Origin of the sequence: Caballeronia arvi (assembly GCF_001544695.2) — a bacterium.
Classification (GTDB): domain Bacteria; phylum Pseudomonadota; class Gammaproteobacteria; order Burkholderiales; family Burkholderiaceae; genus Caballeronia; species Caballeronia arvi.
Genome location: NZ_FCOM02000027.1, coordinates 75,536 through 90,057 on the forward strand (window position 1 = coordinate 75,536; position 14,522 = coordinate 90,057).

Consider the following 14,522-nt stretch of genomic DNA (forward strand, 5'->3'; position numbering starts at 1 on the left):
TTTTCCGCCCGGCGCGTTCCATCATGCCGAGCCGGTCTCTCCGCTGATTTCGTCCTTGTGATGTGGCGCCGCGCCAGCATGGTCGAGATCGCGTACTTCGTCTCCTCGTGCAGCATCGGCGCTTTATGGAGACATCGAATTGAACAGGATTGAACAAGGCGTCGTGCGCCGGCCGGATTTTGCCGTCGTCGGCGGCGGGCTCGTCGGGCGGCTCGTCGCCTGGCAACTCGCGGGCGCGGGTCATGACGTCGCGCTCTACGAACGCGGCGATGCAGCCGGCACGCAGTCGGCTGCGTGGGTCGCCGCCGCGATGCTCGCGCCGCTCGCGGAGGCGGCGAGCGCGGAGCCGCTCGTCGTCGGGCTGGGAGCAGCGTCGCTGGAACGCTGGCCGCGACTCATCGCGCAATTGCCCGAGCCGGTGTTCTTTCAGCGCAACGGCACGCTCGTCGTCTGGCACGGCGCCGACCGCGCCGAGGCGCCGCTCTTCGAGCGCCGATTGCGCGCCAATTCGCCGCCCGGTCTGCTCGACGGCGGGTTCGTCAAGCTCGCGGGCGCGCAGGTCGCGCAAGCCGAGCCCGCGCTCGGCACGCGCTTCCCGCAAGGCTGGCTGCTGCCGAACGAGGGACAGCTCGACAATCGTCAGGCACTCGCCGCGCTCGCGGCCGGGCTCGCCGCGCGCGGCGTGCGCACGCACTGGAACACGCCTGTCGATGCGATGCCGGACGCCCGCTGGATCATCGATTGCCGCGGTCTCGGCGGCAAACCAGCGTGGCCCGCGCTGCGCGGCATCCGTGGCGAAGTCGCGCGCGTGCACGCGCCGGGCATCGGGCTATCGCGACCGGTGCGTCTGCTGCATCCGCGCTATCCGCTCTATATCGCGCCGAAGGAGAACGATCTGTACGTGATCGGCGCGACGGAAGTCGAAGGCGAGGACATGTCGCCTGTCAGCGTGCGCTCGGCGCTCGAACTGCTGAGCGCCGCGTTTGCCGTGCATCCGGGCTTCGGCGAGGCGCGCATCCTCGAACTGAACGCGCATTGCCGGCCGACGCTCCCGGATCATCGCCCGGCCATCGTCTGGGACGGGGCGCGGACCTTGCGCGTGAACGGCCTGTACCGGCACGGCTTCATGATCGCGCCCGAAGTCGCGGACAGCGCATGCCAGTTGGCCAACGCGCTCAGTTCGGGCGATATCGCAAGTCACGATGCCTTTGCGCAATTTCGCGAAACGGCGCGCTGGCCCGAACTGCTGCACGACGAAACCGCCGTCGCCGCGCTCTAGTCATCAGGAAAGAATCATGAACATCCACATCAATCAACGCGTCTTCGATTTGCCCGACGCCGCCACCGTCAACGAGGCGCTCACCGCGTTCGGCGCGAAGCCGCCGTTCGCCGTCGCGCTGAACGGCCAGTTCGTCGCGCGCGGCGAGCACGCTACGAAAACGCTCGCTTCCGGCGACAGGCTCGATGTCGTGTCGCCCGTCGCGGGCGGCTGAATCACGAACCGAAGGATCGAACCATGACCATTCCTACCGCCGACCTTCTCACGCTTTACGGCGAAGCGTTTCCGCGCCGTGTGCTGCTCGGCACGTCGCGTTATCCGTCGCTGCAATCGCTCTCCGACTCCATCGACGCCGCTCGGCCGGGCATGGTCACGGTCGCGCTGCGCCGCCAGTCGGAGACGGGCGAAGCCGGCTTCTTCGATGTGCTGAAGCGCCACGGCGTCGCGCTCTTGCCGAATACGGCGGGCTGCCAGAGCGTCGACGAGGTGCTCACGACCGCGCACATGGCGCGCGAAGTGTTCGAGACGCCGTGGATCAAGCTCGAACTGATCGGCGACGACTACACGCTGCAACCCGACCCGATCGGGCTCGTCGAAGCGGCGTCGAAGCTGATCCGCGACGGCTTCAAGGTGCTGCCGTACTGCACGGAAGATCTGGTGATCGGGCGGCGCCTGCTCGATGCCGGCTGCGAGGCGCTGATGCCGTGGGGCGCGCCGATCGGCACCGGCAAGGGCGTGACGAACCCGTACGGGCTGCGCACGCTGCGCGAGCGGTTGCCGGACGTGCCGCTGATTGTCGATGCGGGTCTCGGCGTGCCGTCGCACGCGTGTCAGGTGATGGAATGGGGCTTCGACGGCGTGCTGCTCAATACGGCCGTGTCGCAGGCGACGTTTCCCCCGCAGATGGCGCGCGCGTTTGCGCTCGGCGTCGAAGCGGGGCGCATGGCGTTCCTCGCCGGACCGATGGCCGAGCGCGACAGCGCGCAGGCGAGCACGCCGGTCGTCGGCATGCCGTTCTGGCATCAGGATGGAGGCGCGGCATGAGTTTGCTGAATCGCGAGGTTTTCTGGCCCCCTGCCGACGAATTGACGGAAGTCGCCGAACGGATTCGCGCGCGTCTGGGCGAATGGCCCGCAGCCGAGACGCGCTGGCGCGTTTGCCTGACCGTGCCGGAATCGCCGTCGGCGAGTGACCTGATTGTCCTTACTGAACATGACGATTCGATCGAAAGCGGAAACGCGGCGGTGCTCGAAGCGCACGGCGGACGCGTTACGCTGCGTCGCGGCGACGAGCATTTCGCGCTGGAAGGCGAATGGTCGGATGATTGGCTGGCTGCGCTCGCCGCGTTCCTCGACTGCAATTTCGAGCCGCACGACGCGCTGACGCTCGCGCTCGCCTGGCGCGCCGGCGATGAAAACAAGGCTGACGCGTGGCCCGTCGATTTCGCGACGTTCCCGCGCGTGGCCGATTTGCCCGCGGCGCCCGAAGGCGGTTTTCCGGCGTGCCCCGACCGTCTGGGTCTCTATCCGGTGCTGCCGAGCGCCGAATGGGTCGAACGCGTGCTCGATCTCGGCGTACGCACCACGCAATTGCGCCGCAAGTCGGCCGATGCCGCCGACCTTCAGCGCGAAATCGCACGCTCGGTCGAAGCGGGACGGCGGCACGACGCGCAGCTGTTCATCAACGATCATTGGCGCGAGGCGATCGCGGCGGGCGCATACGGCGTGCATCTCGGCCAGGAAGACGTGCAGACGGCGGATCTGGGCGCGATCGCGAAGGCTGGTCTGCGGCTCGGTCTGTCGACCCACGGCTATTACGAAATGCTGCGCGCGCTGCATTTCAGGCCGAGCTACCTCGCGCTCGGCGCCGTCTTCCCGACGACGACGAAAGTCATGCCGACCAAGCCGCAGGGCCTCGCCAGGCTCGCCCGTTACGTGCAATTGCTGTCGGGCCGTGTGCCGCTCGTCGCGATCGGGGGTATCGACGCGAAGGTCATGCCTGACGTGCTCGCGACAGGTGTCGGGAGTGCCGCGGTCGTGCGCGCCGTGACCGAGGCGCCGGACACGGCATTGGCGGTTTCGTCGCTGCAAAATATGTATACGAGTCAACGGTAAAATTTCTGAAATGTAAGGAAGCCCCGGACTAGGCAAAGCACCGATTGCGCGCAGGCCCTATAATTCCGCCTCTTGCGTCAACGGAATTCTCTTACCCAGTGCCTGCTTCCTCCGAGACTCTGCTGGAGCTACGCGACGTCGATTTTGGCTACGGCGACCGGCTCGTTCTGTCGAACCTGAACATGCGTTTCACGCGTGGGCAGGTCGTCGCGGTCATGGGCGGCTCCGGCTGCGGCAAGACCACGACCTTGCGCCTCGTCGGCGGCCTCGTGAAAGCGAGTCGCGGCCAGGTGCTGTTCGGCGGACAGGACGTCGGCAAGCAGACGCGCGAAGGTCTGTACACGCTGCGCCGCAAGATGGGCATGCTGTTTCAATTCGGCGCACTGTTCACGGACCAGACCGTGTTCGAAAACGTGGCGTTCCCGCTGCGCGAACATACGGATTTACCGGAAGCGCTGATCCGCGACCTCGTGCTGATGAAGCTCAACGCGGTCGGATTGCGCGGCGCGCGTGATCTTGCGCCGTCGGAAATTTCCGGCGGCATGGCGCGCCGCGTCGCGCTCGCCCGCGCCATCGCGCTCGATCCCGAACTGATGATGTACGACGAGCCGTTCGCCGGTCTCGATCCGATTTCGCTCGGCATCACCGCGCAACTCATCCGCACGATCAACGACGCGCTCGGCGCAACCTCCATTCTCGTCACGCACGACGTGCCCGAATCGTTCGCGATCGCCGACTACGTGTATTTCATCGCCAACGGCGGCATTCACGCCGAAGGCACGCCGGCGCAACTGCGGGCATCGGAAGACCCGACCGTGCGTCAGTTCATCGACGGCACGCCGGATGGCCCCTTCAAATTCCACTACGCGAGCACGCCGCTCGCTGCGGATTTCGGCATCGGAGGGCAGGCATGATCAGCGCGCTCGGACGCTGGGTGCTCGACGGTTTCGGCACCGCCGGCTACGCGACGCGCATGTTCCTGCGCCTCGTATTCGAATTTTTCTCGCTGTTGCGCCGTCCGCGCCTCGTCACGAAACAGATTCATTTCGTCGGCAACTATTCGCTCGTCATCATCGCGGTGTCGGGCTTGTTCGTCGGTTTCGTGCTCGGCCTGCAGGGCTATTACACGCTGAGCCGCTACGGCTCGGAACAGGCGCTCGGGCTGCTCGTCGCGCTGTCGCTCGTGCGCGAGCTCGGCCCCGTTGTGACGGCGCTGCTCTTCGCGGGTCGCGCGGGCACGTCGCTGACTGCGGAGATCGGCCTGATGAAGGCGGGCGAGCAGCTCACGGCGATGGAAATGATGGCGGTCGACCCGCTGAAGGTCGTCGTCGCGCCGCGCATGTGGGCGGGTATCGTCGCCATGCCGGTGCTGGCGGCCATTTTCAGCGCGGTGGGCATCGTCGGCGGCTATGTCGTCGGCGTGATGCTGATCGGCGTCGATCCGGGCGCGTTCTGGTCGCAGATGCAGGGCGGCGTGGACGTGTGGCGCGATGTCGGCAACGGCGTCATCAAGAGCATCGTGTTCGGCTTCGCGGTGACGTTCATCGCGCTGTTCCAGGGCTACGAGGCGAGGCCCACGCCGGAAGGCGTGTCGCGCGCGACGACGAAAACCGTCGTCTATGCGTCGCTCGCCGTGCTCGGGCTCGATTTTCTGCTGACCGCACTGATGTTCAGCTAATGAACCAAGCGCAGGCGCCAGTCAACGGCGCGGCGTGGTGAGCGGCACAGACCGTCACGCGCCATCTGCGGAAAGATTCTCTTTGGGAAGACGATGAAAAAGACTGCTCTCGACTTTTGGGTCGGCCTCTTCGTGGTGCTCGGTTTCGTGGCGCTGCTGTTTCTTGCGCTGAAGGCGGGCAACATGAGCTCGCTGTCGTTCCAGAAAACCTACGCGGTCAAGCTCAAGTTCGACAATATCGGCGGGCTGAAAGCGCGCGCGCCGGTCAAGAGCGCGGGCGTGACGGTGGGGCGCGTCGGTGGCATCGGCTTCGATTCGAACACGTATCAGGCTGTCGTGACGATCGATATCGACCAGCAGTATCAGTTTCCGAAGGATTCGTCCGCGAAGATCCTGACCTCGGGTCTGCTCGGTGAGCAGTACATCGGCCTCGAGCCGGGCGGCGACACCGACATGCTCAAGAACGGCGACACCATTTCGATGACGCAATCCGCCGTGGTGCTCGAAAACCTGATCGGCCAGTTCCTCTACAACAAGGCGGCGGATTCCGGCGCGTCGAAGTCATCCGCGGCGCCGGCAGCGCCCGCCGCACCCGCGCCTGCCTTCCCGGGCGCGGCGAGCGCGATGGGCGCCTCGGGCGCCGCTGGCGCAACCGCTGCCTCTGGCGCGGCTCAATAAGGAGAAAGAATATGGCGATGGGGATACGGCGCGCGATCATCGTGGCAAGCGTCGTGGCGCTCACCGGTTGCGCGACGGTAACGACGCCGACCAAGGGGGACCCATTCGAGAGCTACAACCGGACGATGTTCACGATCAACGACAAAGTCGATCAATACGCGTTCAAGCCGGTGGCGCAGGGTTACGTGTGGGCCGTGCCGGAGCCGGTGCGCAACAGCGTGACCAACTTCTTCTCGAACATCGGCGACGTGTACATCGCCGCGAACAATCTGCTGCAATTGAAGATCGCGGACGGTGTGTCGGACGTCATGCGCGTCGCGATCAACACGGTGTTCGGCGTCGGCGGTCTGTTCGACGTCGCGACCATCGCGAAGCTGCCGAAGCATTCCGGCGATTTCGGCCTGACGCTCGGCCACTATGGTGTGCCGTCCGGCCCGTACCTCGTGCTGCCGCTGCTCGGACCGAGCACGGTGCGCGATTCCTCGGGGCTCGTCGTCGATTATTTCGGTAATCCGCTCACTTACGTGAGTCCTGATTCGGTGAGTTGGGCGCTCTATGGCGTGAATCTCATCAACGTGCGCGCGAATCTCCTCGGTGCAACCGATGTGCTCGCCGACGCCGCGCTCGACAAATATTCATTCGTGCGCAACGCGTATCTGCAGCGCCGTCAGTACCTGATCAGCGGCGGCGACGACAGCATGCCGGACTACGGCGAAGCGCCGCTGCCGAATTACGGCGACACGGACGGCGCGGCTGCGCCCGAAGGCGCGTCGGCGGCGGCCCCGGCTGCGCCTGCTTCGGGCGCCGCGGCGCCCAGACCGGCGAGCGGCTCGGGCAGCACCGTGCCAGGCAACCAATACGTTCCGCCGTCTGGTTTCCCTTCATTCCGCTTGCGTTGAGCGGGCTTTTTCTAACGCGCGGTAACATATCTAACGACATTTCTTACGCTTTGGCTGCCATGCCGCCTGAACTCGCTTCGGGCGGAACGCTCAAACCGAAGCCTCTTACTTTGCAGGGTCCGTGATGAAAAAACTTTTGCTTCTTCCCATCTTCGCGATGTTCATGGCGTTCTGCGGCGCGGCGTCGGCGCAGGCTGTCGATGCGAACTCGCCCGACGTGCTGATCAAGTCGATCACGCAGCAAGTCCTCGATCAGATCAAGTCCGACAAGCAGATCCAGTCGGGCGACATCAACGAGATCAGCAAGCTCGTCAATGAAAAGATCCTGCCGTACACCGACTTCACGCGCACGACGCGCCTCGTGATGGGTCGCAACTGGAACACGGCCACGCCGGAGCAGCAGAAGCAGATCGTCGAGCAGTTCAAGATGCTCCTGATCCGCACGTACTCGGGCGCGCTCGCGCAGGTGCGTAACCAGACGGTGCAGTACAAGCCGTTCCGCGCGAATCCGGACGACACCGACGTCGTGGTCCGTTCGGTCGTGATGAACAACGGTCAGCCGGTCGAGCTCGACTACCGCCTGTACAAGACGCCGCAAGGCTGGCGCGTGTACGACATCAACGTGCTCGGCGCGTGGCTGATCCAGGCGTACCAGCAGCAGTTCAACGAGCAGATCTCGCAGAACGGCGTGAGCGGCCTGCTGCAATTCCTCACGCAGCGTAACCAGCAACTCGCGGGCGGCAAGGCATCGTGAGCACGCCAGCCGCGGGCGGCCGTTTTCAGACGGCCGCCACCCTGACCCACGAGAGCGCGAACGCCGCGCTCGACGCGGGTCTGTCGCGCATCGCAGCAGGCGCGACCGAAGTCGATTGCGCGCCGCTCACGCAATTCGATTCCTCCGCGCTCGCCGTGCTGCTCGCATGGCAGCGCGCCGCGTCCGCGCGCGGCGCCGCGTTCGGTGTCATCAATCTTCCTTCCGGGCTCGTCAGTCTTGCGCGAGCCTACGGCGTCGATACGCTCCTCACGTTCCGACATTGATCCTGATCTGACTCAAGTGCAGAAGGCGGCGGGGCATGCTCCGCCGCCGTAATCAGGATCGCTCCGAAGTCGGCCTCAGCCGCTTTGCCCTATAATCAAACGTTTTTTCGGGCCCATACCCGGCCCCTTTTTGTCGGAGCCCGGGTCCGGCAGGCGAACTTCCGCACATTCGAGGCGCGGCCGCGTGAGGCGCGCGCACTGTCCCGCACTGTCCACAATGTCAGCCATAGAAATCCGAAACGTCAGGAAGCGCTACAAGGATCTCCAGGCGCTCAAGGGCGTGAGCCTCACGGTCGAAGAGGGCGAGTTCTTTGGCTTGCTCGGCCCCAACGGCGCAGGCAAAACCACGTTGATCAGCATTCTGGCCGGCCTCGCACGCGCCGATAGCGGCACGATCTCCGTGCGCGGCCACGATGTCGTCAGCGACTTCCGGGCGGCGCGCCGCGCGCTCGGCATCGTGCCGCAGGAATTGGTCTTCGATCCGTTCTTCACCGTGCGCGAGTCGCTGCGTATTCAGTCGGGCTACTTCGGCTTGCGCAACAACGACGACTGGATCGACGAAGTCATGGCCAATCTCGATCTGACCGAGAAAGCCGACGTCAACACGCGCGCACTCTCGGGCGGGATGAAGCGTCGCGTGCTGGTCGCGCAGGCGCTGGTACATCGGCCGCCGGTGATCGTGCTCGACGAGCCCACTGCCGGCGTCGATGTCGAACTGCGTCAGACGCTCTGGAAGTTCATCTCGCGCCTGAATCGCGAAGGCCACACGATCGTCCTGACGACGCACTATCTCGAAGAAGCCGAATCGCTGTGCGACCGCCTCGCGATGCTGCGTCGCGGCGAGGTCGTCGCGCTCGAACGCACGAGTGCGCTGCTGCAGCGATTCTCGGGTATGCAGTTGTATCTGCGTCTGTCGAACGGCGCGTTGCCCGCCGAGCTGCGGTCGCTCGAAGTCGATCCGCACGCGGTGTCGGGCACGCAGCATCTGCTGCGGCTCGCGAGCTACGACGACGTCGAGCCGATTCTCGCGAAATGCCGTGCGGCCGGCTGCACGTTCGATGAAATCGAAGTGCGCAAGGCCGACTTGGAAGACGTGTTCGTGCAGGTGATGAACGAGCCGGAAGTGGTCGAGGGACTTTCATGAGCGGTTTTCAGACGTTGTTCTACAAGGAGCTGTTGCGCTTCTGGAAGGTCTCGTTTCAGACCGTGCTCGCGCCGGTCGTGACGGCGCTGCTGTATCTCACCATCTTCGGTCACGCGCTGTCGGGTCACGTGCAGGTGTATCCGGGTGTCGGCTATACGAGCTTTCTCGTGCCGGGCCTCGTGATGATGAGCGTGCTGCAAAACGCATTCGCGAACAGTTCGTCGTCGCTGATCCAGTCGAAGATCACGGGCAATCTCGTGTTCGTGCTGCTGCCGCCCATCGCGCACTGGGAGATGTTTTTCGCGTACGTGCTGGCGTCGGTCGTGCGCGGCCTGAGTGTCGGGTTCGGCGTGTTCATCGTGACGATATGGTTCATCCCGATGTCTTTTTCCGCGCCGTTCTACATTATTGCGTTCGCGATTCTCGGATCGGGGATTCTCGGCACGCTCGGTTTGATCGCGGGCATCTGGGCCGACAAGTTCGATCAGCTGGCCGCATTCCAGAACTTCCTGATCATGCCGCTCACGTTTCTTTCCGGCGTGTTCTACTCGACGCATACGCTGCCGCCGCTGTGGCGCGCGGTGTCGCATCTGAATCCGTTTTTCTACATGATCGACGGCTTCCGTTACGGCTTTTTCGGCCTGTCCGATGTCAATCCGCTGGTGAGCCTCGGCATCGTCGGCGGGTTTCTCGCGGTGCTGGCGTTGATCGCCGTGCGTTTGCTCGCGAGCGGCTACAAGCTGCGTCACTAATTCTCAAGGAGACTTCCACTATGTTGCCGACTCCGGAGCAAGTGAAGGACTACATCGCCAAAGGTTTGGCCTGTCAGCATCTCGAAGTGGAAGGCGACGGCCAGCATTTTTTCGCGACCATCGTGAGCGACGCATTCGTCGGCAAGCGGTTGATCGCGCGTCATCAACTGGTTTACGCGGCGCTCGGCGAGCGCATGCGCGAGGAGATTCATGCGCTCAGCATGAAGACCCTCACCCCAGACGAGTGGAAACCGGCCTGAGTCCACCCGGCGAAGCCAATCAGGTCACATTAAACCCCGCAACACCGGCATCACCGGCAGACAAAGGCAGTAAAGAGTGCGATTCATTCAAGATAACCGCGGCGCTGAAAATGGCTCCGCAGCAGGAAGCTCGGTCGAAGGACAAGCAAGCATGGATAAACTGGTCATCACGGGAGGCGCGAAGCTTTCCGGCGAAATCACCGTCTCGGGCGCGAAGAACGCGGCTTTGCCCATTCTTTGCGCAAGCCTTCTCACCGCCGACGACGTCCATTTGTCGAACGTGCCGAATCTCCAGGACGTGCGCACGATGCTCAAGCTGCTGCGTCAGATGGGCGTGCAGTGCGAAGTGTCCGGCGACGGCCGCGTGACCCTCAATGCGTCGAAGGTCGACAAGCTGATCGCGCCGTACGAAATGGTGAAGACGATGCGCGCGTCGATTCTCGTGCTCGGGCCGCTCGTCGCGCGCTTCGGCGAGGCGAGGGTGTCGCTGCCCGGCGGCTGCGCGATCGGCGCGCGCCCGGTCGATCAGCACATCAAGGGCCTGCAGGCGATGGGCGCCGAGATCAACATCGAGCACGGCTTCATCGAGGCGCGCGCGAAGCGCCTGAAGGGCGCGCGCATCATCACGGACATGATCACCGTCACCGGCACGGAAAACCTGCTGATGGCGGCGGTGCTGGCCGAAGGCGAGACCGTCATCGAGAACGCGGCGCGCGAGCCGGAAGTGAGCGACCTCGCGCATCTGCTCGTGAAGATGGGCGCAAAGATCGACGGCATCGGCACGGACCGGCTCGTCATTCAGGGCGTCGACAGGCTGCATGGCGCGAAGCATGACGTCGTGCCGGATCGCATCGAAGCGGGCACGTTCCTGTGCGCGGTCGCGGCGGCGGGCGGCGATGTCACGCTGCGTCGCGTGAGCACGCATCTGCTCGATGCCGTCACCGCCAAGCTGCGCGAAGCCGGCGTGAGCATCGAAGAAGGCGACGACTGGATGCGCGTGCGCATGGACAAGCGCGCGGAAGCGGTAAACATCCGCACATCCGAATACCCGGCGTTCCCGACCGACATGCAGGCGCAGTTCATGGCGCTCAACACGATCGCGAACGGCACGTCGCAAGTGGTGGAGACGATCTTCGAGAACCGTTTCATGCACGTGCAGGAGCTGAACCGTCTCGGCGCGCGCATTACGATCGACGGCAACACGGCGCTCGTGTCGGGCGTCGAAATGCTCTCCGGCGCGAAGGTCATGGCGACGGATTTGCGTGCGTCGGCAAGCCTCGTGATCGCGGCGATGTGCGCCGACGGCGAAACGCTCATCGACCGCATCTACCATCTGGATCGCGGCTATGACCGCATGGAATCGAAGCTGACGGCCGTGGGCGCAAACGTACGCCGCATCAAGGGCAGCGGGAGCGAACAATGAGTTCGCTGCCGCAGACGTCGTCGTCGGTGGAGCCGCGCGCGCCGCTGACGCTCGCGCTGTCGAAAGGGCGTATCTTCGAAGAAACGCTGCCGCTGCTCGCGGCGGCCGGCGTGCAGGTGGCCGAAGATCCGGAAAGCTCGCGCAAGCTGATTCTGCCGACCACGAATCCGAACCTGCGCGTGATCATCGTGCGCGCGACCGATGTGCCGACTTACGTCGAATACGGCGCGGCGGATTTCGGCGTCGCGGGGAAAGACGTGCTGATCGAGCATGGCGGCGGCGGTCTGTATCAGCCGATCGATCTCGACATCGCGCGTTGCCGGATGTCGGTGGCCGTGAAGGCCGGTTTCGACTACGCGAGCGCGGTGCGTCAGGGCGCGCGCCTGCGTGTCGCGACAAAGTACACCGAGACCGCTCGCCAGCATTTCGCGTCGAAGGGCGTGCACGTCGATCTGATCAAGCTGTACGGATCAATGGAGCTCGCGCCGCTCGTCGGCCTCGCGGATGCGATCGTCGACCTGGTGAGTTCGGGCGGCACGCTGCGGGCGAATAACCTCGTCGAGGTGGAAGAGATCATGCAGATTTCATCGCGCCTCGTCGTGAACCAGGCGGCGCTCAAGCTGAAGCGCGCGGCGCTCAAGCCCTATCTCGACGCGTTCGAGCGCGCCACGCTCAGCGCGGGCGGCACAGGCAAATAGGCGAGCCGCGCACCGCGGCGCGCCACAAGCAAAACGGAAAACCAGCATGTCTATCAAGATTCGCAAACTCGATTCCAGCGCCGATGGTTTTCACAAGGCGCTGCGGGCGGTCCTCGCATTCGAGGCAAGCGAAGACGAAGCGATCGAGCGCTCGGTCGCGCAGATTCTCGCGGATGTCAAAGCGCGCGGCGATCAGGCCGTGCTGGAATACACCAACAAGTTCGATCGCCTGAAGGCTGCGAGCGTCGCGGCGCTCGAGCTGCCGCTGTCGGAAATGGAAGCGGCGCTCGAAGGTCTGGAACCCAAGCGCCGCGCGGCCCTCGAAGCGGCGGCGGCGCGCGTGCGCGGCTATCACGAGAAGCAACGCATCGAGTGCGGCAGCCATAGCTGGCAATACACCGAAGCCGACGGCACAGTGCTCGGCCAGAAAGTCACGCCGCTCGATCGCGCGGGCATCTATGTGCCGGGCGGCAAGGCGGCGTATCCGTCGTCGGTGCTGATGAATGCGATTCCGGCGCGCGTCGCGGGCGTGAAGGAAATCGTGATGGTCGTGCCGACGCCGGACGGCGTGAAGAATCCGCTCGTGCTCGCGGCGGCGCTGCTCGGCGGCGTGGACCGCGTGTTCACGATCGGCGGCGCGCAGGCCGTGGCCGCGCTCGCGTACGGCACGCAAACGGTGCCCGCCGTCGACAAGATCTGCGGCCCGGGCAATGCGTATGTCGCGTCGGCGAAGCGTCGCGTGTTCGGTACGGTCGGCATCGACATGATCGCGGGGCCGTCCGAGATTCTCGTGATTTGCGACGCCACCACCGATCCGCGCTGGGTCGCGATGGATCTCTTTTCGCAAGCCGAGCACGACGAGCTTGCGCAATCCATTCTGCTGTGTCCCGACGATGACTTCATTCAGCGCGTCGAAGATGCGATCGTCGAACTGCTGCCTGCGATGCCGCGCCGCGAAGTCATCCAGCGTTCGCTCGAAGACCGCGGCGCGCTCATCAAGGTGAAGGACATGAGCGAAGCGTGCGCGATCGCGAACGACATCGCGCCGGAGCACCTCGAAATTTCCGCGCTCGATCCGCATCAGTGGGCCGCGCAGATTCACAACGCAGGCGCGATGTTCCTCGGCCGCTATACGAGCGAGAGCCTCGGCGACTACTGCGCGGGCCCGAACCACGTGCTGCCCACTTCGCGCACGGCGCGTTTCTCGTCGCCACTCGGCGTCTACGATTTTATGAAGCGTTCGAGCGTGATCGAAGTGAGCGCGGACGGCGCGCAGACGCTCGGCGAAATCGCGGCGGAACTGGCGTACGGTGAAGGCCTGCAGGCGCACGCGAAGAGCGCCGAATACCGAATGAAAAATATCGGCTGACTGATAAATATCGGCTTACGCTAAGCCGAGCCCATCGAACGAGGCGGCCTGAGAGCCGCCGCTCATATCCGGCGAGAGAGCGCCGGGAAATCATGACGACAGCCCAAGACATCATTCGTCCCGACGTACTCGCGATGACGAGCTATCCCGTGCCCGACGCCACGGGGCTGATCAAGCTCGACGCGATGGAAAATCCCTCCACGCTGCCCGCCGATCTGGCCGAACGCCTCGGCGTGCATCTCGCGGGCGTGGCGTTGAATCGCTATCCGGCGCCGCGTCCGGCGGAGCTGCTCGCGAAGATCAAGCGCGCGATGCACGTTCCCGAAGCCTGCGATGTGCTGCTCGGCAACGGCTCGGACGAGTTGATCAGCATGATGTCGGTCGCGTGCTCGACGCCGGGCGCGAAGGTGGTGGCGCCGACGCCGGGCTTCGTGATGTACGAAATGTCGGCGAAGTTGGCGCATCTCGAGTTCATCGGCGTGCCGCTGAAGGCCGACTTCACGCTCGACGCCGACGCGCTCATCGCCGCCATCGGCGAGCACGCGCCCGCGCTCGTCTACCTCGCGTATCCGAACAACCCGACCGGCACGCTCTACGACGACGCCGACATCGAACGCGTGATCGCGGCGGCATCGAAGAGTCTGGTCGTGATCGACGAGGCCTATCAGCCGTTCGCGGAAAAGAGCTGGATGCCGCGCGCGGCGGACTTCGACAACGTCGTCGTGATGCGCACGGTCTCGAAGCTCGGACTCGCGGGCATCCGCCTCGGCTACATGGCCGGCCGGCCTTCGTGGATCATGCAGTTCGACAAGGTGCGCCCGCCCTACAACATCAACGTGTTGACGCAAGCCACCGCGGATTTCCTGCTCGATCACCTCGACGTGCTCGACGCGCAGGCCGCCGAGCTGCGCGCGCAACGCACGCAACTGGCGCGCGAAGTCGCCGCGCTGCCGGGCATGACGGTTTTTCCGAGCGCGGGCAATTTCCTGCTTGTGCGCGTTCCGGACGCGGCCGTTGCTTTCGAAACCCTTCTGACTTCGCGGGTTTTGATCAAAAACGTGGGTAAAATGCATCCATTGCTCGCCAACTGCATACGTTTGACGGTCGGCACGGCCGAAGAAAACGCGCACATGGTCGCGGCGTTGAAAAAGCTCGCGCCACACTGAACCCCACAACGATCAAGTCTCAAG

At 64.6% G+C, this 14,522-nt stretch carries 17 protein-coding genes; all 17 read left to right on the plus strand.

The features are described 5' to 3' along the window. The first annotated feature begins 139 nt into the window (after positions 1-139). The 17 genes from AWB74_RS25665 (at position 140) to hisC (ending at position 14,498) form a co-directional block, all read left to right on the plus strand. Positions 140-1,279, plus strand: coding sequence for an FAD-dependent oxidoreductase (locus AWB74_RS25665; protein WP_087039192.1), 1,140 nt, complete (start codon positions 140-142; stop codon positions 1,277-1,279). Between the two features lie 16 nt (positions 1,280-1,295). Beyond that, positions 1,296-1,493, plus strand: a complete 198-nt coding sequence (gene thiS / locus AWB74_RS25670; protein WP_061149485.1) for a sulfur carrier protein ThiS — start codon at positions 1,296-1,298, stop codon at positions 1,491-1,493. 23 nt (positions 1,494-1,516) lie between these two features. Further along, positions 1,517-2,323, plus strand: coding sequence for a thiazole synthase (locus AWB74_RS25675; RefSeq protein ID WP_061149486.1), 807 nt, complete (start codon positions 1,517-1,519; stop codon positions 2,321-2,323). Then, complete coding sequence (gene thiE / locus AWB74_RS25680; RefSeq protein WP_087039193.1) at positions 2,320-3,393, plus strand: thiamine phosphate synthase; 1,074 nt, start codon at positions 2,320-2,322, stop codon at positions 3,391-3,393. The genes AWB74_RS25675 and thiE overlap by 4 nt, the downstream gene beginning before the upstream one ends. Before the next feature lie 98 nt (positions 3,394-3,491). Then, positions 3,492-4,307, plus strand: coding sequence for an ABC transporter ATP-binding protein (locus AWB74_RS25685; protein WP_061149487.1), 816 nt, complete (start codon positions 3,492-3,494; stop codon positions 4,305-4,307). After that, positions 4,304-5,071 carry a lipid asymmetry maintenance ABC transporter permease subunit MlaE gene (mlaE, locus tag AWB74_RS25690; protein WP_061126118.1) on the plus strand — a complete coding sequence of 256 codons (768 nt, stop codon included), beginning with the start codon at positions 4,304-4,306 and terminating at the stop codon, positions 5,069-5,071. The genes AWB74_RS25685 and mlaE overlap by 4 nt, the downstream gene beginning before the upstream one ends. A 93-nt stretch (positions 5,072-5,164) precedes the next feature. Further along, a complete protein-coding gene (mlaD, locus tag AWB74_RS25695; RefSeq protein ID WP_061149488.1) occupies positions 5,165-5,749 on the plus strand; it encodes an outer membrane lipid asymmetry maintenance protein MlaD in 585 nt (194 codons plus the stop codon). A gap of 11 nt (positions 5,750-5,760) precedes the next feature. Continuing rightward, positions 5,761-6,648 (plus strand): MlaA family lipoprotein, encoded by an 888-nt coding sequence (locus AWB74_RS25700; protein ID WP_061149489.1) that lies wholly within the window; start codon positions 5,761-5,763, stop codon positions 6,646-6,648. Positions 6,649-6,772: 124 nt separating this feature from the next. After that, positions 6,773-7,402 carry an MlaC/ttg2D family ABC transporter substrate-binding protein gene (locus AWB74_RS25705; protein WP_061149490.1) on the plus strand — a complete coding sequence of 210 codons (630 nt, stop codon included), beginning with the start codon at positions 6,773-6,775 and terminating at the stop codon, positions 7,400-7,402. Further along, entirely contained in the window at positions 7,399-7,686 is a 288-nt protein-coding gene (locus tag AWB74_RS25710) for an STAS domain-containing protein (protein WP_061149491.1), read from the plus strand. The genes AWB74_RS25705 and AWB74_RS25710 overlap by 4 nt, the downstream gene beginning before the upstream one ends. Before the next feature lie 217 nt (positions 7,687-7,903). After that, entirely contained in the window at positions 7,904-8,830 is a 927-nt protein-coding gene (locus AWB74_RS25715) for an ABC transporter ATP-binding protein (protein WP_061126113.1), read from the plus strand. Next, a complete protein-coding gene (locus tag AWB74_RS25720; RefSeq protein WP_061149492.1) occupies positions 8,827-9,582 on the plus strand; it encodes an ABC transporter permease in 756 nt (251 codons plus the stop codon). The genes AWB74_RS25715 and AWB74_RS25720 overlap by 4 nt, the downstream gene beginning before the upstream one ends. A gap of 20 nt (positions 9,583-9,602) precedes the next feature. After that, a complete protein-coding gene (locus AWB74_RS25725) occupies positions 9,603-9,842 on the plus strand; it encodes a BolA family protein (RefSeq protein ID WP_061149493.1) in 240 nt (79 codons plus the stop codon). Between the two features lie 151 nt (positions 9,843-9,993). Next, positions 9,994-11,265, plus strand: coding sequence for a UDP-N-acetylglucosamine 1-carboxyvinyltransferase (murA, locus tag AWB74_RS25730; RefSeq protein WP_061149494.1), 1,272 nt, complete (start codon positions 9,994-9,996; stop codon positions 11,263-11,265). After that, on the plus strand, positions 11,262-11,963 hold the full coding sequence (gene hisG, locus AWB74_RS25735) for an ATP phosphoribosyltransferase (protein ID WP_061149495.1): 702 nt from the start codon (positions 11,262-11,264) through the stop codon (positions 11,961-11,963). The genes murA and hisG overlap by 4 nt, the downstream gene beginning before the upstream one ends. 46 nt (positions 11,964-12,009) lie before the next feature. Then, entirely contained in the window at positions 12,010-13,332 is a 1,323-nt protein-coding gene (hisD, locus tag AWB74_RS25740; RefSeq protein ID WP_061149496.1) for a histidinol dehydrogenase, read from the plus strand. A 92-nt stretch (positions 13,333-13,424) separates the two neighbouring features. Beyond that, positions 13,425-14,498, plus strand: coding sequence for a histidinol-phosphate transaminase (hisC, locus tag AWB74_RS25745; protein WP_061149497.1), 1,074 nt, complete (start codon positions 13,425-13,427; stop codon positions 14,496-14,498). Positions 14,499-14,522 lie beyond the last annotated feature (24 nt).